Below are 21,511 nucleotides of genomic sequence, written 5' to 3'. Positions count from 1 at the left end.
GTGCCATGTCCCCCCCCGAATCCGCCGTGCCGCGACAGGGCATCGAGAGCCTGTATGCCGAACACCATGGCTGGCTGCGCAGCTGGTTGCGGCGGCGGCTGGGCGACGCCTGGGACGCGGCCGACCTGGCGCACGACACCTACCTGCGCATCCTGCACAGCGGCCGCCTGCCCGAACCGCACCAGTCGCGCCAGCATCTGGCGCAGATCGCCCGCTGCCTGGTGATCGACCTGCACCGCCGCCGCCAGATCGAAGCCGCCTACCTGGAAACCATCGCCCACCTGCCGCGCCCGCAGGCGCCGTCGGAAGAAGCGCGCGCGCTGGTCATCGAGGCCCTGGTCGAGATCGACGCCATCCTCAACCAGTTGCCGGCCAAGGCGCGCGAGGCGCTGCTGCTGTGCAAGCTGGACGGCCTGCCCTATAGCGACATCGCGGCGCGGCTGGGCGTGTCGGTGTCATCAGTAAAGAAGTACATCGCTGCCGCCCTGCTGGCCTGCTACCAGGCGCAGTGGGCAGCGCACGGTTGACACCATGACAGACGCCTCCCGCGTAGCCCAACCGACCCTGGACCCCGCCATCCTGCAGCAGGCGGCCGAATGGATCGCCCAGTTGTGGTCGGACGACGTCACCGACCAGGACCGCACCGACTGCGCCCGCTGGCGCGCCGGGCACCCCGATCACGAACAGGCCTGGCAGCGCCTGCTGGCGTTCGAGGGCAAGCTTTTGGGCTTGCCTCGGGACGCCGCCCGCCATGCCCTGCGCCGACCCGCGACCAGCGCCGGCCGGCGCCGCGCCCTGCGCGCGCTGAGCCTGGGAGTGATCGTGCTGGGCGCCGGCTATGCCGCACGCAGCACCGGCATCTGGCAGCGCGCAGCAGCCGACTATCGCAGCGCCACCGGCGAGATCCGCGACCTGACCCTGCCGGACGGCACGCGCGTCACCCTGTCCACCGCGTCGGCCATCGACCTGCGCTTTTCCGATACGGAACGCCTGGTGGTGCTGCGCGCAGGCGAAATCCTGATTGCCACCGCGCCCGATACCGCCGCCCTGGCACGCCCCTTTCTGGTCCGCACGCAGCACGGCTCGGTCCAGGCGCTGGGCACGCGCTACAGCGTGCGCGATGACGACGACGCCACGCGCGTGGCGGTGTTCGAAGGCGCGGTTGAAATCCGACCCATGGACGCGCCGGGCCAGACCGTCCGCCTGGATGCGGGCCAGGGCTCGCGCTTTTCGCGCGACCGCGTCGAGCCGCCCGCGGCCGTGAACGAAGAGGCGGCCGCCTGGAGCCGGGGCCTGCTGGTGGCCGACGGCATGCGGCTGGAGGACTTCACCGCCGAACTGGCGCGCTACCGGTCCGGCGTCGTGCGCTGCGACCCTGTGGTCGCCGACCTGCGCGTGAGCGGCGTGTTTTCACTGCGCGACACCGACAGGGCGCTGGAGAACCTGACGCGGGGGCTACCGGTGGCCGTCGTGTATCGCACGCGCTATTGGGTCACGCTGCGCGCGGCGGATCGTCCCGCAGACTGACGCCCGCACCGCCGTTACAACTTTTCTTCGCGATCGCTTGTCCCTCAGGCCGGCTCGTTCGGGATACAGGGTGTCTCCCTTTTTTCCTCGACCCGATCAGCAAGGCTTACTTCATGTCCGTTCACCCGCCGTTCCGTCGCCGCCCTCCTGCCGCACCGTCTTCCCGCCCGCTTCGTCGCTTCGCCGCCTCGCAGCGCGCCGCCACGATCCGGCTGGCGCTCTTGATGGGCGGCGGGCTGGCCGCCTGCGCCACCGCTCCGCTGGCGCAGGCCCAAGCCAGCACCGAGGCCCGCCGCCCCTACAGCGTGGCCGCCGGCCCGCTCAGCCAGGCGCTCAATGCCTATGCCAGCGCGGCGGGCGTCGAACTGACCATGAACGACGGCCTGCTGCAAGGCAAGCGCAGCGACGGCATCGCCGGAACCTACACCGTGGGCGAGGGTTTCGCGGCGCTGCTGCGGGGCCACGGCCTGCAAGCCCGGCGCGAAGCCAACGGCAGCTACACCCTCGTGCGCGCGCCAACCGCGTCATCGGACGCCACCACGCTGGAGGCCGTCACCGTCACCGCACGGCCGGAAAGCGCCACCGGTCCGCTGCATGGCTACGCCGCCCGCGTCAGTGCCACCGGCACCAAGACTGACACGCCCATCATCGAAACGCCCCAATCGATCACGGTGGTGGGGGCGGAAGAAATCGAAACGCTCAAGGCGCAGAGCCTGCAGGACGCGCTGGGCTACGTGGCGGGCGTGAGCCGCGCGGAAGGCCAGGACCGTACCTCCGACAGCCTGTTCCTGCGCGGCTTTCGTGGCAGCCAGGGCAACTATTTCCGCGACGGTACGTTGTACACAGTGAACATCTACAACGGGCGCCAGGAGCTTTACGGCCTGGAACGGGTCGAATTCCTCAAAGGCGCAGCCTCGGTACTCTATGGTGCCGCGCCGCCGGGCGGCGTGATCAACACGGTCAGCAAGCGGCCCACTGTCGAACCGCTGCATGAACTGAACATCGAGGCGGGCAACTTTCGCCGCAAGCAGATTTCCGGCGACTTTGGCGGCGCCCTCGACGACGAGGGCAAATGGTCATACCGCCTGACCGCCCTCAAGCGCGACAGCGACGCCTTCATCGATTACGTCCCGGATGACCGAACCTATGTGGCCCCGGCGCTCAAGTGGCAGCCCACCGATGCCACGTCCCTGACGCTGCTGGCGGAATACCAGGAAGACCGCACGGCCTATGTCTATGGCCTGCCGGCCCAGGGCACGGTGCTGCCAAACATCAACGGCAAGATCCCCCGCAACCGCTACACCGGCGAACCCGGCTTCGACAAATTCGTCATGAAGCGCTATTCGGTCGGCTACCTGTTCGAACACGCGTTCACGGACCAGCTCAAGCTGCGCAACAGCGTGCGCTACTTCCACGCAGACAGCACCTATTTCTCTACCGACATCTGGCAGTTGCAAGCCGACCAGCGCCACACGGCCGACCGCGGCGCCATGCCGCGCTGGGACCGTTCATCCGCGGTGGTGGCCGACACGTCGCTGCAGTACGACCTGGATACCGGCCCGCTGCACCACACGTGGCTGGCCGGCCTGGACTATTCGCTGCCCAAGCATGAGACCGAGCGCTATGTGCGCGCCAACAACAACATCGATCTCTACGACCCGGTCTACGGCGTGCCCCTGGGGCCCGCGCAACCGTTCCCGGGATCGTCCTCGAAAAGCGACATGAAACGTCTGGGGGTCTATCTCCAGGATCAGATCAAGATCGCCGACAAATGGGTCGTGCTGCTGGGGGGGCGGCACGACTGGGTCACGGTCAACGAGCGCAATTTCTTCACGGGTGAAAAGCTCGCGGACAATGAAAAGAGCCAGGCCTTCACCGGCCGCGCCGGCGTGGTCTACCTGGCCGACAATGGCCTCGCGCCGTTCCTGAGCTACAGCGAATCGTTCGAGCCGACCAGCGGCCAGGATCGCCAGGGCAACCGCTTCAAGCCCACCACCGGGCAACAATACGAGGCCGGCCTGCGCTACCAGCCGGCGGGGTCGGATACCATGCTGTCCGCGGCGATCTATCAGCTGACGCGCAAGAACGTGACCGTGGCCGACCCGCTCGACACGAACTATCAAATCCAGGCCGGACAGGCCCGTGCACGCGGCCTGGAACTGGAAGCCCGCACCCGCGTCGGCCGCCACGCCAACCTGATCGCCGCCTACGCCTATACCGATGCGCGCACGCTCAAGGCCAGCCCGCTGCAGCCCGACGAGGTCGGCAAGCGCCTGAACTCGGTGCCCTTCAATCAATTCTCGGTGTGGGGCGACTATGGCTTCGGCGCCTTCGGCCTGCCGGGGCTGCGGGTCGGCGCGGGCGTGCGCTATGTCGGCAGCACGCGTGGCATGGCGCACGGCACGGCGGTCGAGGTGCCGTCGTTCACGTTGCTCGATGCCATGGTCAGCTACACCACCGGACCATGGCGGTTCGCGCTCAACGCCACCAACCTGGCCGACAAGACCTACATCGGCAGCTGCACCTACGGCTGCTTCTATGGCGAGCCGCGCCGGGTGATCGGCACGGCAAGCTATCGCTGGTAACGCCGCGACCGGCGGGGGCGAATCGCCCCCGCCGTCCACCTGGCGTACACCCCAAAAACCCCATTTGTCCACCCCCGGCAACTTTTAGTACTATCTTCCTCAGAAATTCTATATACGCACAAATGTTCGTATATAGAACACAACGATTTTTCTGGCCCGCGCACAGGAAGACACCGACGGAAGAGACAGATCGCATTTCCCTGGTTCCGCCTGTGCTGCCTGCCGCGCGCCATGTAAGGCCCAAGCGAACCCTCATGGATACTCCCCTCAAGCATCTCGCCGTCATCGGCGCCGGCGCCATGGGCAGCGGCATCGCCGCCCTCTTCGCCTCGAAGGGACTGAACATCGTCCTGATTGATCCGATGGCCGGCGCCCTCGAACGCGCCCGCGGCACCATCGAACGCCAGCTCAACGTCTACGCCCCCGGCCAGGTGCAAGAGACCCTGCAGCGCATCCGCATGGAATCCGACCTGTCCGCCGCCGTCGGCAGCGACCTCATCATCGAGGCCGTCCCGGAAAACCTGGAACTCAAGCGCAGCCTGTTCGCCAAGCTCGACGCCCTGTGTCCGCCCCAGGCCATCTTCGCCACCAACACCTCGGGCCTGTCCATCAACGCCATCGCCAGCGCCGTGGCGCGCCGCGACCGCTTCGTGGGCACCCACTTCTTCACGCCTGCCGACGTCATCCCGCTGGTCGAGGTCGTGCGCAACGACGACACGTCCGAAGACACCGTCGCCCGCGTCATGGCCACCCTGCGCTTTGGCGGCAAGCGGCCCGTGCTGGTGCGCCAGGACATCCCCGGCTTCATCGCCAACCGCATCCAGCACGCCCTGGCCCGCGAAGCCATCTCGCTGCTGGAAAAGGGCGTGGCCAGCGCCGAAGACATCGACGAAGTCGTGAAATGGAGCCTCGGCATCCGCCTGGCCCTGTCCGGCCCGCTCGAACAGCGCGACATGAACGGCATCGACGTGCATCACGCCATTGCCAGCTATCTCTACCAAGACCTCGAAAACCGCACCACGCCGTCCCACCTGCTCACGAGCAAGGTCGAACAGGGCCAGTTGGGCGCCAAGAGCGGCCAGGGCTTCTACACCTGGAGCCCCGAGCGCCGCGAACAGGTGCTGCGCGAGAAAAGCGCTGCCCTGGGCGAACTGGCCGCGTGGCTGAACCAGAAAGCCGGCGATTCCTGACGCCGGCCCGCAGGCACCCCGAATACCCATTACATAAGGCGCGCGGCAACCCGCCAGACGCGCCAGCGGGCCACGAGCCCACCACACAAAGAAACCGATCGTCCCACCCGCTGCGCGCCCCTACCCGGCGCGTCGCGGCGCAAGACACCAGAGCAATACGCCTTACCGGAGTTCGTTGGAGGCATCATGAATAAATTGGCATCTTTTTTTACTGAGCTGATGCGCAAGTATCTGCCCGATCCTTTCGTTTTCGCGATCGCGCTGACCTTGCTCACCGTGCTGCTGGCCATGGGCATCGAAGGCCAGGGCATCGGCGACGTCACCCGCGCCTGGGGCAAGGGCTTCTGGAGCCTCCTGGCATTCACCACCCAGATGGCCGTGATCCTGGCCATGGGCTACGTGCTGGCCACCGCGCCGCTGACCGACCGCCTGCTCAACCGCATCGTCAGCCACGTGCACAAGCCGCACACCGCCATCATCGTCGCCACCCTGGTAGGCGGCGTGGGCAGCTACCTGAACTGGGGCTTCGGCCTGGTCATCGGCGGCATCGTCGCCAAGAAGCTGGCACTGAAGGTCAAGGGCGTGCACTACCCCCTGATCATCGCCTCGGCCTACAGCGGCTTCACCATGTACGGCCTGGGCCTGTCCGCCAGTATCCCCGTGCTGGTCGCCACCCCCGGCCACCCCACGGCCAAGCAGATGGGCATCATCCCGCTGACCGAAACCATCTTCTCGGTGCCCATGCTGATCACCAGCCTGGTCATCATCGTGACGCTGCCGCTGCTCAACGCCTGGCTGCACCCGAAGAAGGGCGAGAAGATCGTCGAAGTGGACCCGGCCATCGACCGTGACGCCAACGCGTCCAACGCGGCCGAAGACATGCTGGAAAAAGGCACCATTGCCTCCAAGCTCAACAACAGCCGCATCCTCAGCCTGCTGATCGGCGCGCTGGGCGTGGCCTACGTGGCGTTCCACTTCGTCGACGGCGGTTCGCTCGACCTGAACCTGATCAACTTCATCATCCTGTTCCTGGGCATCATCCTGCTGGGCACGCCGGCCGCTTACGTGGCCAAGCTGACCGAAGGCATCAAGACGATCTCGGGCATCATCCTGCAGTACCCGTTCTACGCCGGCATCATGGCCATCATGGCCGCCTCGGGCCTGGTCACCACCATCTCCAAGGTCTTCGTCGACGTCGCCACGCCGGCCACGCTGCCGTTCTGGGGCCTGATCAGTTCGTTCGTCATCAACTTCTTCGCGCCATCGGCCGGCGGCCACTGGGTCATCCAGGGTCCGTTCATGATCGATGCCGCCCGCGAAATCGGCAGCGCGCTGAACCAGACCACCATGGCCGTGATGCTGGGCAACGCCTGGAACGACCTGGTGCAGCCCTTCTGGATCCTGCCGGCCCTGGCGCTGTCCAAGCTGAAGCTGCGCGACGTGATGGGCTACACGGTCATCATGATGCTGTGGGTGGGCGTGATCCACATCACCGCCGTGCTGGCCTGGGGATATCTCACCCACTGATAGCCGCGGCGCCCCGCGGGGCGCCGCGCAACAAAGACTGGAACGGGAAACCGATATGAGCAAACCTACCGCATATCTCGTGACCGGCGGCAGCGCCGGGATCGGCGCCGCCATCATCCGCATGCTGCTGGACGCGGGGCACAAGGTGGTCAATATCGACTACAAGCTGCCCGAGAATCCGCCGGCCGGGCTGGTGTCGTACCAGGCCGACCTGACCGATGAAGCGCGTACCAAGGCGGTCGCCGCCGAAGTCACCGCCGCCTACAACATCGTCGGGCTGGTGAACAATGCCGGCGCCACGCGCCCGGGCACCGCCGACACGGCCACGCTGGCCGATCTGGACTATGTGGTGAACCTGCATCTGCGCACCGCGCTGATCCTGGTGCAGGCCGCGCTGCCCGCCATGCGCGAAGCCGGCTTCGGCCGCATCGTCAACATGTCGTCGCGCGCCGCACTGGGCAAGCCGGACCGCGTGGTCTATTCGGCCACCAAGGCGGGTCTGGTCGGGCTGACGCGCACGCTGGCCATGGAACTGGGCGGCGACGGCATCACCGTCAACGCCATCGGCCCCGGGCCGATTGCCACCGACTTGTTCACCAAGAGCAATCCGGCCGGCGCGCCCCAGACCGAACGCATCATCAACAGCATCGTGGTCAAGCGCCTGGGCACGCCCGAAGACGTGGCGCGCGCCGCGATGTTCTTCCTGTCGCCCGACAACGGCTTCGTCACCGGCCAGATGCTGTATGTCTGCGGCGGCACGACGCTGGGCGTCGCCCCGATCTGAGGCCCGCCGCCATGCGCGCCCGCCACCTATTCACCGCGCGTTCGCGCCGCCTAGCGGCGCAGCAGCGCGTGGTTGATCTGATCGGCGGCGCGGCGCAGCGGCGGCAGGAAGGCGGCCAGCATTTCCTCGCGCGAAAAGCGATTGGCATGGCCGCTGACGTTCATGGCCGCGATCACGCGGCCGCTGCGGTCCACGATGGGCACGGCCACCGATTGCAGGCCGGGTTCCAGTTCCTGCGCGACGCAGGCGTAGCCGTCGGCGCGCACGCCGGCCAGCAGCCGCTTCAGTTCGGCGACGTCGGTCACGGTGTGCGGCGTATAGGCCTGGATCTGGCTGATGGCCAGCACCCGGTCCAGCTCGGTGGCGGACAAGCCCGCCAGCAGCACCCGGCCCATCGACGTGGCCCATGCCGGCAGCCGGCTGCCCACCGCCAGGTTGATGGTCATGACCTTGTGCGTCGACAGCCGCAGGATGTAGACGATGTCCGCGCCTTCCAGCACCGACACGGAACACGACTCGCGCGTCAGTTCGGCCACTTCTTCCATGTAGGGCAGCGCCAGGTTCCACAGCGGCGTGCCCGACAGATAGGCGTAGCCCAGTTCCAGGATGCGCGGGGTCAGGGCGAATTTGCGGTCTTCGACCGTGACGTAGCCCAGATGTTCGAGCGTCAACAGGATGCGGCGCGCGCCCGCGCGGGTCAGGCCGGTGACGGCGGCGACCTCGGACAAGGTCATCTGCGAACGCTCGGGGCCGAAGGCCCGGATCACGGACAGGCCGCGCGCAAAGGATTGAACGTAGCTGTCGCTGGGTTGCTGGGTTTCTTGCTCGGCCATCCGTCTACCGCGAAAAAAAGCGTTGCCGTTGCCGGCAACCCTGAACGGGGGGGATCGCACCGCGCCGGCTTGCCTTGACGGTCGACACTCCCCATGAAACGATGTTCTTCAGAAGAACGAAAGTTCTAATTAAGAACAAATTATGACACGCCACCTATGAGCGAACACCATGATTTCTAAGCTTGTTGCAAGCGCGGCGGCCGCCCTCGCCGACGTCCCCGACGGCGCCACCGTCATGATCGGCGGCTTCGGCACCGCCGGCCAGCCCATGGAACTGATCGACGCCCTGCTCGAACAAGGCGCGAAAGACCTGGTCATCATCAACAACAACGCCGGCAACGGCACCACCGGCCTGGCCGCCCTGCTCGGCGCCAACCGCGTGCGCAAGATCATCTGCTCGTTCCCGCGCCAGGTGGATTCGCAGATCTTCGACGGCCTGTACCGCAGCGGCAAGATCGAACTTGAACTGGTGCCCCAAGGCAACCTGGCCGAGCGCATCCGCGCCGCCGGCGCCGGCATCGGCGCGTTCTTCTCGCCCACCGGCTACGGCACCCCGCTGGCCGACGGCAAGGAAACCCGCGAAATCAACGGCCGCCAGTACGTGCTGGAATATCCGCTGCATGCCGACTATGCGCTCATCAAGGCCGAGCGCGGCGACCGCTGGGGCAACCTGGTGTACCGCAAGACGGCCCGCAACTTCGGCCCCATCATGGCCAGCGCCGCGCGCGTGGCCGTGGCCCAAGTGCGTGAAGTCGTCGAACTGGGCACGCTGGACCCGGAAACCGTCGTCACCCCCGGCATCTTCGTGCAGCGCGTCGTGCAGATCGACGCCACCCCGGCCGCCAAGGAGCAGCAATGAGCACCAAACTGACCCGCGACCAGATCGCCGCCCGCGTCGCCCAGGACATCCCTGAAGGCGCCTACGTCAACCTCGGTATCGGCCTGCCCACCTTGGTGGCCAATCATCTGCCGGCCGACCGCGAAGTCATCCTGCATACCGAAAATGGCATGCTGGGCATGGGCCCGGCTCCGGCCAAGGGCGAAGAAGACTACGACCTGATCAATGCCGGCAAGCAGCCCGTCACCGAGCTGCCTGGCTGCTCGTTCTTCCACCATGCCGACTCGTTCGCCATGATGCGCGGCGGCCACCTGGACATCTGCGTGCTGGGCGCCTTCCAAGTGTCGCAGCACGGCGACCTGGCCAACTGGCACACCGGCGCGCCCGACGCCATCCCCGCCGTGGGCGGCGCGATGGACCTGGCCATCGGCGCCAAGGACGTATTCGTCATGATGGAACTGACCACCCGCGAAGGCCAGAGCAAGCTGGTCGAGGCCTGCACCTATCCGCTGACCGGCGTGCGCTGCGTGTCGCGCGTGTACACCGACGTGGCCGTGTTCGACATCCGCGCCGACGGCGTGACCGTCATCGACATGTTCGGCGACATCACCGCCGATGAGCTGCTGCGCCTGACCGGCCTGCCGCTGAAGTTTTCCCAATAAGGAGATAAGCAATGCTGTTCATGGTTCAAATGCAAGTCAACCTGCCCGTCGACATGCCGGCTGAACGCGCCGACAAACTCAAGGCCGACGAAAAGGCCCTGGCGCAGCAACTGCAACGCGATGGCAAATGGAAGAGCCTGTGGCGCGTGGTCGGCCGCTACGCCAACGTCAGCATCTTCGACGTCGAAAGCAACGACGAACTGCACACGCTGCTGTCGTCGCTGCCGCTGTTCCCGTACATGGACATCAACGTCACGGCGCTGGCGCGCCACCCGTCCGCGATCTGACCGGAGCCGCCCATGCCCTACATCATCGAAACCTTCGACAAGCCCGGCCACCAGGCCGTGCGCCAGCAGCACCGCGCCGCGCACCTGGAATACCTGGATGCCAACAAGCACCTGCTGCTGGCCTGCGGCGCCAAGCTGCAGGACGACGGCACGGATGCGGGCGGCGGCCTGTACATCGTCGACCTGGACACGCGCGAAGCCGCGCAGCAGTTCATCGATGCCGACCCGTTCGCCCATGCCCAGCTGTTTGACCACGTGACCATCACCCGCTGGCGCAAAGCCTACGTCAACGGCACCTGCCATCTGTAATCAAGACACGGCCGCCCCCGGGCGGCCGTTGCCCATTCCCGAGGATTTCCCCATGTCTTACGCCGATCTCAGCCAGGCAAGGCTGTTCTACGTCATCGACGGCCCCGCCGACGCGCCGGTGCTGGTGCTGTCCAATTCGCTCGGCACCTGCGCCGACATGTGGGCGCGCCAGGTGCCCGAATTGAGCAAGCACTTTCGCGTGCTGCGCTACGACACCCGCGGGCATGGCAAATCCTCGGTGCCGGATGGCGAATACACCTTCGCGCAGCTGGGCAACGACGTCGCCGAACTGCTGGCCCACCTGAACATCAAGCAGGCGCACTTCTGCGGCCTGTCGATGGGCGGCCCCACCGGCCTGTGGCTGGCGCTGAACCGCCCCGAACTGATCAGCAAGCTGATCCTGTGCAACACCGCCGCGCGCATTGGCTCGGCCGAAGGCTGGAGCACCCGCATCGCCGCCGTGGCCGAGCAGACGCTGGAAAAGATGGCGCCCACGCTGGTCCAGCGCTGGCTGACCGACGACTACCGCGCCGCCGAACCGGGCCTGACCCAAGTGCTGATCGACATGCTGCGCCGCACGCCCGACGCCGGCTATTCGGGCAACTGCGCCGCGCTGCGCGACGCCGATTTCCGCGAACAGGTGTCGGCCATCAAGGCCCCCACGCTGGTCATCGCCAGCACCCACGACCTGGCCGCCACACCCGCCCAGGGCCGCGAACTGACCGATGCCATCGCCGGCGCGCAGTACCTGGAATTGAATACCTCCCATATTTCCAACTGGGAGCAACCGGAAGCCTTCACCCGCGCGGTCGTCGACTTCCTGACGGAGTAAACCGCATGCAGCGCTGGACCCACCGGCCCGAAGGCTCCAACTGGGGCGACTTCGGACCCGACGACCAACTCGGCCGCCTGAATCTCATCACCGAAGAACAAGTCTTGAAGGGCGCACGCGAAATCCGCGCCGGCCAGACGTTCTGCCTGTCCCTGCCCCTGGACCTGCCTGGCGGCAACGTGCTCAACCCGCGCCGACATCCGCCGCAGCTGAGCCCGACGAAGCTGCAGGACACGCCCTACCTGAACTTCCCCCTGCGCAACGTCAACCCCGATGCGGTGGACGTGCTGAGCGACGATCAGGTGCTGCTGTCCATGCAGTATTCCACCCAGTGGGACGCCCTGGCGCACGTGGGCGCGCTGTTCGACGCCGACGGCGACGGCAAGCCTGAACTGCGCTACTACAACGGCTTTCAGGCCGGCGTGGACGTGCTGGGCCCGGCCGATGGCGACCACACCGGCTGCGGCTGCAACAGCGGCGGCCCGTCGGCCGCACTGAAGCTGGGCGTGGAAAACCTGGCCCAGAAAGGCATGCAGGGCCGCGGCGTACTGGTCGACCTGTTGCGCCACTATGGCCCCGGCCGCACGCTGATCGGCCACGCCGAACTCATGCACGTGCTGACCACCGACCACATCGAGGTCGAACCCGGCGACATGCTGGTGCTGCGCACCGGCTACGCCGAGGCGGTCGTCGCCATGAACGGCACACCGGACGCCCAGGTGCTGCACACCTACGGCGCCGCGCTGGACGGCACCGATGCCGCGCTGCTGCAATGGATCACCGACAGCGGCATCGCCGCCATCTGCGCCGACAACTACGCGGTCGAGGCCTACCCCGCCCGCGAAAAGACCGGCCCGCGCGCCATGCTGCCGCTGCACCACCACTGCCTGTTCAAGCTGGGCCTGCCCCTGGCCGAACTCTGGTATCTCAAAGACCTGGCCGACTGGCTGCACGCCAACGGCCGCCACCGCTTCATGCTGACCGCCCCGCCGCTGCGCCTGCCGCACGCGATCGGGTCCCCGGTCACGCCGATCGCGACGGTGTAAACCACGGTATCCCCCAAAAAAAAGCGCCGACCCTTTCAACGGTCGGCGCTTTTTTTGCATCAAGCGGCGTTCAGCCCTTCAGGCAGGTGCTCATGAACGTCTTGCGCTTGTCGCCGGTCAGCTTCTGTTCGCCGGCCTTGGCGTTGCAGTCCTTCATCTTCTGCTGCTGCGGCGTCAGCTGCTTGGCGGGCGCCGGGGCCTCGCCCTTCAGGCACGCGCTCATGTAGGTCTTGCGATCGTCGCCCTTCTTGCCTTCCGCCGACTTGTTGCAATCGGCCATGCGCTGCTGCTGCGCGGTAGGCGTCTTGGCGGGAGCGGGCGTGGTGGCGGCGGGCGTCTGGGCATAGGCGGCGCCCAGGCAGCAGGCGGACAACACAATGGCCGAAGCCAACTGGCTAGTACGGGAAAGCATGGGTTCCTCCCTTGAGCGCCCGCCGACGCCATCCACGCGCACAACCGGGCCGCACGTTCCGCCGGCCAAGGTGCCGGCCCGGTCATCATCGGACAAACCAGACCGCTTCGCAAGCGCCCAAAAGACAACAAATGCTAACGCCCGCGCCGCCGTTCAGCTTGCGGAAAGGCGCAGCAAAAACGCCTGGGCACACACCGCGAATCCGGCCGAGAGAGCGCGGCAACTTCGCCACAACTCACCGTAACGCCCGCGCACCAACGGCCCCGAAAATGCGCCCAACAACCCTCAACTTGGAGACATTCCGATGCACTTGTGGCATCCGCAGAGAAATCTGCGGTAATCCCGCGCAACCTGTTACCCATTCATCCTTTCAGGCCGTTGTGCCCGCGCGCTGAAAGGTGTGAGATAGGCGCATACCCGCGGCAACACCAGGCAAAAGACCGCGTCCCAGGCAGCCCGGCTCGCGCCGCGTCGGCCTCACAGGAGACCCGCATGAAAACCGCCCTCGCCTTCGTCGCCCTGCTGGCCGGCCTGACCGGCGCTGCCAGCGCGCAAAGCTTCTTCTACGGCGTCACCCTGGGCAACATCCAGGCCATCCGCGACACCAACGAAAACGTCTCCACCATCACCGGCTCGCTCGCCAACCAATCCACCCGCGCCGTCAACAACGTCATGCTCACCTTCGTCCTCTACGACGACCAGGGCCGCGAGGTCGGCCGCGTCCGCGACGACGACATCGGCCCCCTCGCGCCCGGCCAGATCAAGATGATCCGCGCCATCACGCCCCTCCAATTCGCCAAGGTCACAGCGTTAGACGTCAGGGCTAGATAGTGCCCCCACGCCGCGCGCTCCGCACGCTTGCTGCCCCTCGGGGGCGCCCCGGCCTTCGGGCGGCCGGGGGGCTATCCTTGCAAGGCATTAAAAACCCTGGCGATATCAGGGTTTAGTCAAACAAGTCCGGGTCCAAGTATGGGAAAATTCCGTATGCCGACTCGACAAAAGGGGCTTCCACACGAAGCCCCTTGTTGCGTCCGCGGCGCGCCAGCACGCCTGGCATCGTTACCAAGGAAGTGAAGATCATGTTTCCCAAAAGACTCACCGAAGGCTATCAATCGTTTCTCGAAGGCCGTTTCCATTCCGAACGCAGCCGCTACGAAAAACTAGCCGAAACTGGGCAAAGCCCGGAAATCCTGATCATCGGCTGCTGCGACTCCCGCGTCTCGCCCGAAGCGATCTTCGATGCCGGCCCCGGCGAAATGTTCGTCGTGCGCAACGTCGCCAACCTCGTCCCACCCTGTGACCCCGACTCCGAATCCTCGTACCACGGCACCAGCGCCGCCATCGAATTCGCCGTCAACGGCCTGAACGTCAAACACATCGTCGTTCTCGGCCACGCCTCCTGCGGCGGCATCCGCGCCTTCTTCGACGACGCCAAGCCCCTCACCAAGGGCGACTTCATCGGCAAGTGGATGTCCCAGATCGCCCCCGTCGCCGACGCCATCGGCCCCGGCACCGACGACCGCGCCGCCAACCTCAAACGCCTGGAACTCGCCGTCATCGGCCACAGCCTGAACAACCTGATGACCTTCCCCTCCATCCGCCGCCGCGTGGAAAAGGGCGAACTCGAACTGCACGGCACCTACTTCGGCGTCGCCACCGGCGTCCTCTTCCTGCGCGACCCCGCCACCGGCGAATTCCACCCCTGCCTGGAAACCGGCCTGCCCGCCTAAGCCACACCCCCAGCGCGGCGGCCAAGCCGCCGTGCTGAGCGCAAGCACTGACATCGCCACGCCCAAAGGCGTACGCACTTTTCAAACCCTGGCAACAACACGGGCACGAGCCACACGGCGCAAACCGCGCCAGGTCGCCTGGCTTCCCCCACTCTCCGCAAGCGCGCAGCGTCATCCGCCGACGCAAGACACCACGTAAGCCGAGCAAGGCCGCCCGCGCGGCCGGCACGAGGCGGGCCCCGCAAACCCCTCCACCCCCAAACCGACCTTGGCCAACACGCCAAGCACACCGCCCGCCCCAGCGCCCGCCAGTAAGGCACATCAAGAGCGCGTGACGGGGCAGGCGGGTGAGGGCGGGGCGTGTAGATGCGCCCGGCGGAATCCGAAGGAACCGCCGACGGCGGTGACGAGGATGAGCACGGGGCAGTCCGGAGCGAAGGCTCCGGACCGCAATCGTAGCCCCGCCCTCACCCGCCTGCCCCGTCACGCGCGGCTCAAGAACCCACAACCGCCGCAAAAAAAAGCCAAGCCCCCCCTACACCCGATAAGCCTGCGCCAACCTCTCATAATTATTCTTAAGAATAATCCCCGCGTAGTAGACATGCTCCCGCATGAGATCCTCGGCCCGCGCCCCATCCCGCCCGATGATCGCGTTCACGATCCGATGATGATCATCATGCGACCGCAAAATAATCCCATGGTCCTCCCACAGGATGATCCGATCCGACGCATAAGGAATCGCCTGCGCCTGCGTCGCAAACCGCTTCACCCACGGATTGCCCGCCGCCTCCAGAATCCCGTTGTGCAAGGTAATGTTGACCTGCTGATAAGGCAGATGGTCTTCCGCCAGCAGCACGCCCTTGCCCAGAATCCGATCCCCCTCATCCAGGCAATTCTTCAGCACCGCCACCGCATCGTTCGACAGTCCGCGTAGCGCCGCCTGCCGACAGGCCAGCCCTTCCAGCGCCGCGCGCACCTCGTACGCCGCCACGATCTCGGCAATGTCGTAAGCCCGCACCGTATAACCGCGCTTGGGCAGATGTTCCAGCAACCCCTCATTGCCCAGCGTCGCCAGGGCCGCCCGCACCGGTGTGCGCGACACCCCCAGCTTCTCGGCCAGCGGGATTTCCTCCAGGCGGGCGCCAGGGCTGAACTTGCCGTGCAGCACCCAGTCCCGCAGCGTATCGGTAACGTGTTGAGAGAGCGTATCCATGGTCTCATTGTATACATGAAGAATACATACGACGGCCTCAAGCGAAACGCTGATAGGGATCTCCCCTATGGGCCAGCCTGAATTCTCATGAAACCCAGGGAAACCCCCTATACCTCCCCACCCATCATGTATACATAATCGCAAAAAATTCAGACAGGCGGGCGCACTCCCCAAGGCGAGGCGACCCGTGCAACAGGAGACAGCATGTCCAATGTATCCACGCCGGCCGCGGGCACGGCCCCGCGTCTTGCGCTCGTCACCGGCGGCGGCGGCGGCATCGGCGCCACCATCTGCCAGGAACTGGCGCGCGCCGGCTACCGCGTCATCGTGTCCGACGTCGATGCCCAGCGGGCCCGCCGCGTCGCCGACGAACTGGGCGCCCCGCACGCTGCCCACGCCTTCGACGTCAGCGACGAAACCGCCGTCGAGACCGCCTTCGACCAGATCGAACAGACCCACGGCCCCATCGCCGTGCTCGTCAGCGCCGCCGGCCTGCTGCTGTTCCAGGCCAACGGCGAACGGCCGCTCATCAAAGACACCACCCTGGACATCTGGGAACGCAGCTTCGCCGTCAACGCGCGCGGCGTCTTCCTGTGCGGCCGCGCCTACCTGCGTCGGCGCGAAGCCGCGCCGCTGGCGCATGGCCGCATCGTCACCTTCACCTCGGTCGCCGCGCAATTGGGCGGCTACCGATCCAGCGCCTCGTACATCGCCGCCAAGTCTGCCGTGCTGGGCCTGACCAAGGCCATGGCGCGCGAATCCGCGCACCTGGGCGTCACCGTCAACGGCATTGCGCCCGGCCTGATCGACACCGACATGCTGCGCAGCACCGTCACCAGTAGCGGCGCCCTGGCCGCTGCCGCGCAAGCCATTCCGCTGGGCCGCATCGGCACCGTCGACGACGTGGCCGCCGCCGTGCGCTTCCTGGCCTCGGAAGAAGCCGGCTACATCACCGGCAGCGTCATCGACGTGAACGGCGGCTACCGCATGCAGTGAACCCTATCCGGCGGCCTGGCCGCCTACGCAGCAACGCGCCATTCATAAAGGCGCGCACACATAAAACGGGAGACAAACCATGATTCACCCTCGCCGCTACGCGGCCGCCGCGCTCTGCGCCCTGGCCGTCGGCGCCACCGCCCAGGCCCAGCAGGAACCGGGCATCACCGACAAGACCATCAAGATCGGCCTGTTCGCGCCCCTGTCGGGCAGCGGCATGGCCTATGGCTTTGACGTCTTGAATGCTGCCAAGATGTGGTACGCCAAGGTCAACAAGGAAGGCGGCGTGAATGGCCGCCAGATCGAACTGGTGATCGAAGACGACCGCTGCAACGCCAACGACCTGGTCGCCGCGGTGAAGAAGCTGACCGAACAAGACAAGGTCTTCCTGCTGAACGGCGGCTCGTGCTCGGCTGCGGTGGTGGCCGCCCGCGAATACGTCGAACGCGAAAAAATGCCGCTGGTCATGCTGAACGCCTCCGGCGACGGCGCGCTGTATCCGCCGTCCAAGTACATCTATGGCGCGTTCTCGATCTCGCAGCACGCCGTGGGCGGATCAATGGTGCAGTTTGCCGCCGAACACCTGAAGGCCAAAAAGATCGGCTACATCAACCACGATGACGCCTACGGCGGCTGGAACCTGGAAGCCGCGCAGGCCCAGGCCAAGCAGCTGGACAACCTGGGCTTGCAGGTGCAGTCGGTCAATCCGAACATCACCGACGTCACCGCGCCGATGCTCAAGATCCGCGCCGCCAATCCGGACGTGCTGCTCCTGACCACCTACGCCCGCCCCGCCGCGCTGATCATCAAGAAGGCGCAGGAACTGGGCTGGAACAAGCCCATCGTGCTGGCCGTGAACGGCACCGCCGATCTCAAGCAGCTGGTCGAGAACGTGGGCAACAAGGATGCCTTCAAGAACGTCTACATCCAGGACGTGCTGGCCGACATGCCCGGCGGCCCCAAGCTGACCTGGGTCTACGACATGTACAAGCAGGCCTACCCCGACCTGGCCGCCAAGCCGGGCCATCCGCAGACCTACATGCCTTATGGCCTGCCGCCCGCCATGGCGGTCGTCAATGCGCTGAAGGCCGCCGGCCCGCAACCCACCCGCGAGAAGGTGCTGGCGGCGCTGGAAACGATGAAGTTCGATTCCGGCGTCATGGCCGGCCCGATCGAATTCGGTCCCAACGACCGCGCCGCGCAGGAATCGGCCATCTACATCAAGTTCGACGGCACCAACATGTCGCTGGTGCCCGGCGCCTTCAAGAGCGTCTGGAAGTACCAGCCGTAAACCTGCCGCTACCACGGCCACAGGCCAGGTCCGCGCCGCGGCGCAGCGCCGCGCGGACCGCCGGAGACCATCATGAGCTTTGCCGATTTCTGGTTGTTCCTGCAGCAAGGGGTGCTGTCAGGGCTGGTGACGGGCAGCGTGTACGCGCTGCTGGCCGTTGCCGTCGTCATCATCTTCAAGACCACCGACGTGCCCAATTTCGCGCAAGGCGAAATTTTCATGGTCGGCGGCTACATCGCCCTGTTCCTGACCCTGGTCATGGGCTGGCCCTATCTGGTGGTCATCCCCGTGACGCTGGCCGTCGTGGCGGGGGTGTCCGGCCTGTTCCAGCGGGTGGTGATGGAACGCGTCATCGCCTCCAAGGGCGTGGGCGTGCAGATGGTCATCGCGACCCTGGGCCTGGCCTATGCCCTGAAGGGCCTGGTGCGCCAGACCGGGCTGGGCGACACGCCGCGCTCGCTGCCGCCGCTGGCGCCCACCGACGCCGTCATCATCGGCGACGCCGTGCTGACCCAGCTGGACCTGGTGATCTTCGCGGTGGCCGTCGGCGTGATGCTGTTGCTGTACGTGATGTTCACCTACACCCGCGTGGGCAAGGCCATGCGCGCCGTCGGCATGAACCCCAAGGCCGCGCGCCTGGTGGGCGTGAACCTGACGCGCATCCGCATGATGGTGTGGGCGCTGTCCGGCCTGATCTCGGCAGTGGCGGCCCTGCTCATCACGCCCAAGATCCTGATCACGCCCGACATCGGCCACATCGCCATCCTGGCCTACGCGGCCGCCATCGTTGGCGGCATCACCAGCCTGCCAGGCGCCGTGGTCGGCGGCTTCGTGATCGGCGTGGCCGAGAACCTGGTGGGGCTGTTCATTTCGACCAATGCCATCGTCGTGGCGCCCTTTGTCGCCATCATGGTGGTGCTGCTGCTGCGTCCGCAAGGCCTCCTGGGCGGCAAACTGCAGGTGAAGAAAGTATGAAATCCAAGCTCGATCCCGCCCTGCTGGCGCTGATGGCCGTGGCGCTCGTCGCCCTGCCGTTCGTGGCCAGCGGCTATGTCATCTATGTCGTCAACCTCTTGATGGTGTTCGTGGTGCTGGCCTTGGGCCTGCACCTGGTCATCGGTGAAACCGGGCAGTTCGCGCTGTCGCACGCCGCGTTCTACGGCGTGGGCATCTACACCGCCGGCCTCATCAACAATCTGTGGCACCCGCCCTTCTTCGTGTCCATCGTGGCCGGCGGCCTGCTGGCCGCCGCGCTGGGCTACCTCATCGGCGCGCTGGCGCTGCGCATGCGCGACATCTACCTGGCGCTGTCCACCTTTGCCTTTGGCGAGGCGATGCAGTGGGTGTTCCTGAACTGGCAGTCGGTCACCAACGGCTCGAACGGCTTTCGGATTTCGCCCGCCACGCTGTTCGGCTACGAGCTGGTGTCCGACATCAAGGCCTATCCGTTTGTCGTGGCAATAGCCGCGCTGCTGCTGTGGGCCACCATTGCGCTGTCGCGCTCGCAGCTGGGGTCAGCCTTCCGGGCCGTGCGTGAAAGCGATGTGGCCGCCCAAGCCATGGGCGTGAACGTCAACGCCATCAAGCGCACCGCCTTCACGCTATCGGCGGCGTACGCCGGCATCGCGGGCGGCATGTATACCACCTTTGCCTCGTTCATCCACCCCGAAAGCCTGGGCTTCCAGACCACCATCCTGATTCTCACCATGGTGGTCGTGGGCGGCATCGGCTCGGTGCGCGGCGCCATCGCCGGCGCGCTGGGCTTCGGCCTGATCTCGGAACTGCTGCGCCAGGCGCTGTCGTTCCAGGAAATCATCTACGGCGTGATCCTGATGGGCTTCATGATGTTCGCGCCCAAAGGCCTGTTCGCCAGCCGCGACGCGCGCCGCCGCGCGCCCCCGCCGGCCGCCCCGCTGCCCACGCGCACGGGCAGTGCCGCCGCGACGGCCAAACCCACGCAAAGGAGCGCCGCATGAGCGCCCAGCCTTATCTCGACGTCCAGGGCCTGACGGTGAAGTTCGGCGGCCTGACGGCCATCAACGGCCTGTCCATGCAGGTGGAACGCGGCCGCATCCATGCGCTGATCGGTCCCAACGGCGCCGGCAAGTCCACCACCTTCAATTGCGTCTCGCGCTACTACCGCCCCACCCAGGGCCGCATCGTGTTCGACGGCGTCGACATCACGACGAAAAAGCCGCACGAAATGGCTGCACTGGGCGTGGCGCGTACCTTCCAGAACCTGGAGCTGTTCAGCGCGCTGACGGTGCGCGAGAACGCCTTGCTCGGCACCTACGCGCAGGGCGCGTCCACGGCGTCGCGTCTGCTGCGCCCCGCCCGCGCCGAAGCGCGCGAACGCGTCGAGCACCTGCTTGAACGCGTGGGGCTGGCCGACTTCCTGGATACGCCCGCCTGCAGCCTGGACTTCGGCCGCCAGAAGATGCTGGAACTGGCGCGCGCGCTGGCCATCTCGCCCAAGCTGCTCTTGCTGGACGAGCCGGCTGCCGGCCTGCGCAACCGCGAAATCGAAACGCTGGACCGCATCCTGACCGAGCTGTGCGAACGCGACGGCATCACGGTGCTGCTGGTCGAGCACGTGATGCAGCTGGTGATGTCGATCTCGGATCGCATCACCGTCATGTCGTTCGGCGAGAAGATCGCCGAAGGCACGCCCGCGGAGGTGCGCAGCAACCCCCGCGTCATCGAAGCCTATCTGGGCAAGGGAGCCGCCGGTGGCTGAGTATCTGCTTGAAGTCGAGTCGGTCAGCGCCGCCTACGGCAACATCCGCGCCTTGCAGGACGTGTCGCTGAAAGTGCCGCAAGGCGCCATCGTGGCGCTGCTGGGCGCCAACGGCGCGGGCAAGTCCACCACGCTCAACGTGATCTCCCGGCTGGTGTCGCCCACCGCGGGCAGCGTGCGCTTTGACGGCGAGGCCATCCACCGCCAGCCGGCCGACGCCATCGTCGGCCGCGGCATCGTGCAGGTGCCCGAAGGCCGCGAGATCTTCCGCGACATGAGCGTGCGCGAAAACCTGGAAATGGGCGCCTACCTGCGGCATGACCGCCAGGCGGTCAAGCAGGACCTGGACATGGTGTGCGACACCTTTCCGCGGCTGCGCGAACGCTTCGAGCAAAAGGCGGCCACGCTGTCGGGCGGCGAGCAGCAGATGCTGGCCACCGGCCGCGCCATGATGGCGCGCCCGCGCATGATCCTGCTGGACGAACCGTCCATGGGCCTGTCGCCGCTGGTGGTCGAGCAGATCTTCGACATCGTGCTGCGCCTGAACCGTGAACAGGGCATCACCATCCTGTTGGTCGAACAGAACGTGAAGCTGGCGCTGTCGGTGTCCAGCTATGCCTACATCCTGGAAAACGGCGAGATCGCGCTGGAAGGCGAATCATCCGCCTTGGCCAGCGACGAAGCCGTGCAACGCGCCTACCTGGGCGCCTAG

Annotated in this window: 23 protein-coding genes; 20 read left to right on the top strand and 3 right to left on the bottom strand. The window is 66.4% G+C overall.

The features are described 5' to 3' along the window. Positions 1 to 5: 5 nt before the first annotated feature. From AC3WMR_RS27660 to AC3WMR_RS27635, 6 genes are all read left to right on the top strand, one after another. Positions 6 to 527, top strand: a complete 522-nt coding sequence (locus tag AC3WMR_RS27660; protein WP_025138281.1) for a sigma-70 family RNA polymerase sigma factor — start codon at positions 6 to 8, stop codon at positions 525 to 527. Between the two features lie 4 nt (positions 528 to 531). Continuing rightward, positions 532 to 1,527, top strand: coding sequence for a FecR domain-containing protein (locus tag AC3WMR_RS27655; protein WP_492266281.1), 996 nt, complete (start codon positions 532 to 534; stop codon positions 1,525 to 1,527). A 113-nt stretch (positions 1,528 to 1,640) separates the two neighbouring features. Then, complete coding sequence (locus AC3WMR_RS27650) at positions 1,641 to 4,112, top strand: TonB-dependent siderophore receptor (RefSeq protein ID WP_492266280.1); 2,472 nt, start codon at positions 1,641 to 1,643, stop codon at positions 4,110 to 4,112. 254 nt (positions 4,113 to 4,366) lie between these two features. After that, complete coding sequence (locus tag AC3WMR_RS27645) at positions 4,367 to 5,302, top strand: 3-hydroxyacyl-CoA dehydrogenase family protein (protein WP_492266279.1); 936 nt, start codon at positions 4,367 to 4,369, stop codon at positions 5,300 to 5,302. Between the two features lie 186 nt (positions 5,303 to 5,488). After that, complete coding sequence (locus tag AC3WMR_RS27640) at positions 5,489 to 6,829, top strand: short-chain fatty acid transporter (protein ID WP_492266278.1); 1,341 nt, start codon at positions 5,489 to 5,491, stop codon at positions 6,827 to 6,829. Between the two features lie 55 nt (positions 6,830 to 6,884). Beyond that, complete coding sequence (locus tag AC3WMR_RS27635; RefSeq protein ID WP_025138286.1) at positions 6,885 to 7,613, top strand: SDR family NAD(P)-dependent oxidoreductase; 729 nt, start codon at positions 6,885 to 6,887, stop codon at positions 7,611 to 7,613. A gap of 50 nt (positions 7,614 to 7,663) precedes the next feature. Here AC3WMR_RS27635 and AC3WMR_RS27630 read toward each other — a convergent pair whose 3' ends face one another. Then, positions 7,664 to 8,446 carry an IclR family transcriptional regulator gene (locus AC3WMR_RS27630; protein WP_492266277.1) on the bottom strand — a complete coding sequence of 261 codons (783 nt, stop codon included), beginning with the start codon at positions 8,444 to 8,446 and terminating at the stop codon, positions 7,664 to 7,666. 169 nt (positions 8,447 to 8,615) lie between these two features. Here AC3WMR_RS27630 and AC3WMR_RS27625 point away from each other — a divergent pair, with 169 nt between their 5' ends. From AC3WMR_RS27625 to AC3WMR_RS27600, 6 genes are read left to right on the top strand one after another with little or no spacing between them, the layout of a single operon-like run. After that, positions 8,616 to 9,305 carry a 3-oxoacid CoA-transferase subunit A gene (locus tag AC3WMR_RS27625; RefSeq protein WP_025138288.1) on the top strand — a complete coding sequence of 230 codons (690 nt, stop codon included), beginning with the start codon at positions 8,616 to 8,618 and terminating at the stop codon, positions 9,303 to 9,305. After that, positions 9,302 to 9,946, top strand: a complete 645-nt coding sequence (locus AC3WMR_RS27620) for a 3-oxoacid CoA-transferase subunit B (RefSeq protein WP_183002311.1) — start codon at positions 9,302 to 9,304, stop codon at positions 9,944 to 9,946. The genes AC3WMR_RS27625 and AC3WMR_RS27620 overlap by 4 nt, the downstream gene beginning before the upstream one ends. An 11-nt stretch (positions 9,947 to 9,957) precedes the next feature. After that, on the top strand, positions 9,958 to 10,233 hold the full coding sequence (gene catC, locus AC3WMR_RS27615; protein WP_175191666.1) for a muconolactone Delta-isomerase: 276 nt from the start codon (positions 9,958 to 9,960) through the stop codon (positions 10,231 to 10,233). A 12-nt stretch (positions 10,234 to 10,245) separates the two neighbouring features. After that, positions 10,246 to 10,542 carry a YciI family protein gene (locus tag AC3WMR_RS27610; RefSeq protein ID WP_492266276.1) on the top strand — a complete coding sequence of 99 codons (297 nt, stop codon included), beginning with the start codon at positions 10,246 to 10,248 and terminating at the stop codon, positions 10,540 to 10,542. A 52-nt stretch (positions 10,543 to 10,594) separates the two neighbouring features. Next, positions 10,595 to 11,374, top strand: a complete 780-nt coding sequence (gene pcaD / locus AC3WMR_RS27605) for a 3-oxoadipate enol-lactonase (protein WP_492266275.1) — start codon at positions 10,595 to 10,597, stop codon at positions 11,372 to 11,374. A 5-nt stretch (positions 11,375 to 11,379) separates the two neighbouring features. After that, positions 11,380 to 12,420, top strand: coding sequence for a cyclase family protein (locus AC3WMR_RS27600; protein ID WP_492266274.1), 1,041 nt, complete (start codon positions 11,380 to 11,382; stop codon positions 12,418 to 12,420). Positions 12,421 to 12,490: 70 nt separating this feature from the next. On the opposite strand, the gene AC3WMR_RS27595 is transcribed toward AC3WMR_RS27600, so the two are convergent. Beyond that, positions 12,491 to 12,832 carry a PsiF family protein gene (locus AC3WMR_RS27595; protein ID WP_492266273.1) on the bottom strand — a complete coding sequence of 114 codons (342 nt, stop codon included), beginning with the start codon at positions 12,830 to 12,832 and terminating at the stop codon, positions 12,491 to 12,493. Between the two features lie 492 nt (positions 12,833 to 13,324). Here AC3WMR_RS27595 and AC3WMR_RS27590 point away from each other — a divergent pair, with 492 nt between their 5' ends. Further along, the gene (locus AC3WMR_RS27590) at positions 13,325 to 13,663 is read left to right on the top strand and encodes an FxLYD domain-containing protein (RefSeq protein ID WP_492266272.1); all 339 of its coding nucleotides are present in this window, start codon (positions 13,325 to 13,327) and stop codon (positions 13,661 to 13,663) included. A 248-nt stretch (positions 13,664 to 13,911) separates the two neighbouring features. After that, a complete protein-coding gene (locus AC3WMR_RS27585) occupies positions 13,912 to 14,562 on the top strand; it encodes a carbonic anhydrase (RefSeq protein WP_199165706.1) in 651 nt (216 codons plus the stop codon). 535 nt (positions 14,563 to 15,097) lie between these two features. Here the strand turns inward: AC3WMR_RS27585 and AC3WMR_RS27580 are convergent. Next, positions 15,098 to 15,775: a GntR family transcriptional regulator gene (locus AC3WMR_RS27580; RefSeq protein ID WP_025138481.1), complete on the bottom strand. Its 678-nt coding sequence runs from the start codon at positions 15,773 to 15,775 to the stop codon at positions 15,098 to 15,100. A gap of 204 nt (positions 15,776 to 15,979) precedes the next feature. Between AC3WMR_RS27580 and AC3WMR_RS27575 the strand changes: the two genes are divergently transcribed. From AC3WMR_RS27575 to AC3WMR_RS27550, 6 genes are all read left to right on the top strand, one after another. After that, on the top strand, positions 15,980 to 16,771 hold the full coding sequence (locus AC3WMR_RS27575; RefSeq protein WP_492266271.1) for an SDR family NAD(P)-dependent oxidoreductase: 792 nt from the start codon (positions 15,980 to 15,982) through the stop codon (positions 16,769 to 16,771). A gap of 79 nt (positions 16,772 to 16,850) precedes the next feature. Further along, positions 16,851 to 18,062: an ABC transporter substrate-binding protein gene (locus tag AC3WMR_RS27570; RefSeq protein ID WP_025138479.1), complete on the top strand. Its 1,212-nt coding sequence runs from the start codon at positions 16,851 to 16,853 to the stop codon at positions 18,060 to 18,062. A 72-nt stretch (positions 18,063 to 18,134) separates the two neighbouring features. Next, positions 18,135 to 19,037, top strand: coding sequence for a branched-chain amino acid ABC transporter permease (locus tag AC3WMR_RS27565; protein ID WP_025138478.1), 903 nt, complete (start codon positions 18,135 to 18,137; stop codon positions 19,035 to 19,037). Continuing rightward, a complete protein-coding gene (locus AC3WMR_RS27560) occupies positions 19,034 to 20,038 on the top strand; it encodes a branched-chain amino acid ABC transporter permease (protein ID WP_492266270.1) in 1,005 nt (334 codons plus the stop codon). Before AC3WMR_RS27565 ends, AC3WMR_RS27560 begins: the two co-directional genes overlap by 4 nt. Continuing rightward, complete coding sequence (locus AC3WMR_RS27555; RefSeq protein WP_492266269.1) at positions 20,035 to 20,799, top strand: ABC transporter ATP-binding protein; 765 nt, start codon at positions 20,035 to 20,037, stop codon at positions 20,797 to 20,799. Before AC3WMR_RS27560 ends, AC3WMR_RS27555 begins: the two co-directional genes overlap by 4 nt. Beyond that, positions 20,792 to 21,511: an ABC transporter ATP-binding protein gene (locus AC3WMR_RS27550; protein ID WP_025138475.1), complete on the top strand. Its 720-nt coding sequence runs from the start codon at positions 20,792 to 20,794 to the stop codon at positions 21,509 to 21,511. The genes AC3WMR_RS27555 and AC3WMR_RS27550 overlap by 8 nt, the downstream gene beginning before the upstream one ends.

The sequence above is a fragment of the Achromobacter sp. FW305-C-28 genome, assembly GCF_058783235.1.
The sequence above is the reverse complement of the archived record's forward strand: the minus strand, read 5'-3'. Positions and strand labels throughout refer to the sequence as shown.